General features: G+C 59.2%; 2 protein-coding genes. One reads left to right on the top strand and one right to left on the bottom strand.

The window, feature by feature from the left end; all coding sequences use genetic code 11:
• A partial coding sequence (gene rne, locus RI563_RS13035; RefSeq protein WP_310694816.1) for a ribonuclease E occupies positions 1 to 1,965 on the bottom strand: 1,965 nt, incomplete at its 3' end.
• Positions 1,966 to 2,560: 595 nt separating this feature from the next.
• Here rne and RI563_RS13040 point away from each other — a divergent pair.
• A partial coding sequence (locus RI563_RS13040; protein WP_317622899.1) for a S4 domain-containing protein occupies positions 2,561 to 2,838 on the top strand: 278 nt, incomplete at its 3' end.

A 2,838-nucleotide genomic window follows, 5' to 3' on the forward strand; every position in this document is an offset into this window, starting at 1 on the left:
GGCTTCTCCACGAGTACGGTTTGCACCACGATTACGTCCACGGTTGTCGTCGCTACGACTGCTGTCGTTGCGATTACCGCCGGCCTGGCGGCGATCTGCGCCACTGCGGTTGCCGGAACGGTTGTCATCCCTGGCTACCCGGGACTTGCGACGGTCCTGGCGGCCCTGGGTGCGACGCTCGTCGCGCTCGGGACGGCTGGGCTGCTCGCGTTTCGCCGGCGGCTCGCCGATTACTTCCTCTCCGCTGAAGAAGTCTGCAATCTTGCGGCCGAGTTTTCGGAACAGGCTTTCAGCCTGTTCGGCGGGGGCGGTTTCCGCTGCTTTTTCCGGCGCCGGCGCCGGTGTTGGCGCAGGGGCGGCCGGGCGAATAGCTTTTACAGCTGCTTGCTCGCGAACCGGCGGTTGAGCCGCGGGAGCCTCGAAGATCTCTTCTTCCCGCTCGCTGTATTCCTGGGCTACCTGGTAACTGGACACATGCTCTGCGCCCGTTTCATCGTCACGCATGCGCAGGATTTCAAAGTGCGGCGTTTCCATGTGAGGCGCCGGCACCACCACCACTTCCACTTCCTGGCGAGCTTCGATGTCAGCCAGCTGCTTGCGTTTTTCATTGAGCAGGAAGGTGGCAACTGCAACAGGAACAACGGCGCGAACCTGGCCGGTCTTCTCCTTGGAAGATTCCTCGTAGATCAGGCGCATGATGCTCAATGCCAGAGACTCGATGCCCCGGATGGTGCCCTGGCCCTCGCAGCGTGGGCAGACTTCGCTGCGGGTTTCGCCCAGGGATGGGCGCAGACGCTGCCGCGACATCTCCAGCAGGCCAAAGCGGGAAATCTTGCCCACCTGGACCCTGGCACGGTCAATTTCCAGCGCTTCACGCATTTTCTGTTCGACTTCCCGCTGGTGTTTCGCGGGAGTCATGTCGATGAAATCGATAACGATCAGGCCGCCCATGTCCCGCAGGCGCAGTTGGCGGGCAATTTCTTCTGCCGCTTCCAGGTTGGTCTGGAACGCCGTTTCCTCGATATCGTGGCCTTTGGTGGCACGGGAAGAGTTGATATCAATGGACACCAGCGCTTCGGTGGGGTCGATAACGATCGAACCGCCGGAGGGCAGCTTTACTTCGCGCTGGAACGCGGTCTCGATCTGGCCTTCGATCTGGTAGCGGCTGAACAGGGGAATTTCGTCCTTGTACAGCTTGATCTTGTTCTCGAAGGAGGGCATGACGGCGCGGACAAAGTTCAGCACATCCTCGTAAACCGTGCTGGCATCGATCAGCACCTCGCCAATGTCCTGGCGAAGATAGTCGCGCACAGCACGGATAATCACGTTGCTTTCCTGGTGGATCAGGAAGGGTGCTTTGCGCTCACCCGCAGCCTGGGTAATGGCCTCCCAGAACTGGACCAGGTAGTCCAGGTCCCACTGCAATTCTTCGGTCGTACGGCCGATACCGGCGGTGCGCACGATAATGCCCATGGATTTAGGCACCTGGACATCGTTCATTGCTTCTTTGAGCTGAGCACGTTCGTCGCCCTCAATGCGGCGGGAAATGCCACCGGCACGGGGGTTGTTGGGCATCAGTACCAGATAGCGGCCAGCCAGGGAGATAAAGGTAGTCAGTGCTGCGCCTTTGTTGCCCCTTTCTTCCTTGTCCACCTGGATGATGACTTCCTGGCCTTCGGCAACTACATCCTTGATGTTGATCTTGCCTTCAATCTGGCCCGGCGATTTCTTGAAATACTCCTTGGAGATTTCCTTGAGGGGGAGGAACCCGTGGCGGTCAGCACCGAAGTCCACAAATGCGGCTTCCAGGCTGGGTTCTACGCGGGTAATGCGGCCCTTGTAGATGTTGGCTTTCTTCTGCTCACGGGAGCTTGATTCGATGTCGAGGTCGAACAGACGCTGGCCGTCAACCAGAGCTACGCGCAACTCTTCAGGGTGAGTTGCATTGATCAGCATTCTTTTCATGGAAAGAAGTGGTTCCTGTCGTTTGGTTTGGACAGAAAACCCGGGGAATGGCATCAGCGAAGCAGAACTTGCGTGCCGCGGGCCCCTTGGTTCGGGGGCAAGCCGGCGGCCAGACGAATCAGATCCCTGCGGGAAGTCTTCCCGGGGTTCCGAGGCCACCGCCGACAGTTCGACTGCCCGAAGGCAGGGAGGTGTCGTGTAGGGTTAATGTCTGTTGACGCATGTTATCCGTTTTCAGGTTCACGCGGGTGCCTGGGTCTCACGTCGTATTCGTATGCTGGACGGCCCGGCCCTGCGTGCTGGTAAAGATTCTTCGCGATGTCGCCCGACGGTTTTCCGTACGGTTTCTTGTTCTCCCGGCGCCCGGTCAGTTGCCGTTATCGGCGTCTTCCGTTTCAACCCGGGAGGATTCGGTCGCCGTGCCCGGTAATGATTGGGCTTTCGGCGTTCAAACTCTCAAATAGTGTCGGTATACTTCTGCCGCTCCGGCTTCTGACATACTGGCCAGGCCGTAGACAAACGGTAGAGCACGCCGGAATATAACAGTATTCGCCCGACCCTTCAATCCCGCAGGCTTTTCAGCGGTAAGGTAACCATGTCCAGATCTTCCAGGCAGAAACGCTCTCCTTCCTCCCCCCGGTCGGCCAGGGGGGAGCGGAGTGATCAGGCGACCGGCACCCGGAGTTCCGGGGTGAAACAGGGTGTGCGGAAAGTGGTAGTGGATGAGGATAACGCCGGGCAGCGGGTGGATAATTACCTGATGGCGCAGATCCGTGATGTGCCGCGCAGCATTATCTATCGCATCATTCGCAAGGGCGAGGTGCGGGTGAACAAGGGGCGGGTCAAGCCTGATACCCGCCTCAACACAGGTGA

Origin of the sequence: Thiohalophilus sp., from assembly GCF_031581315.1 — a bacterium.
Classification (GTDB): Bacteria; Pseudomonadota; Gammaproteobacteria; order UBA6429; family Thiohalophilaceae; genus Thiohalophilus.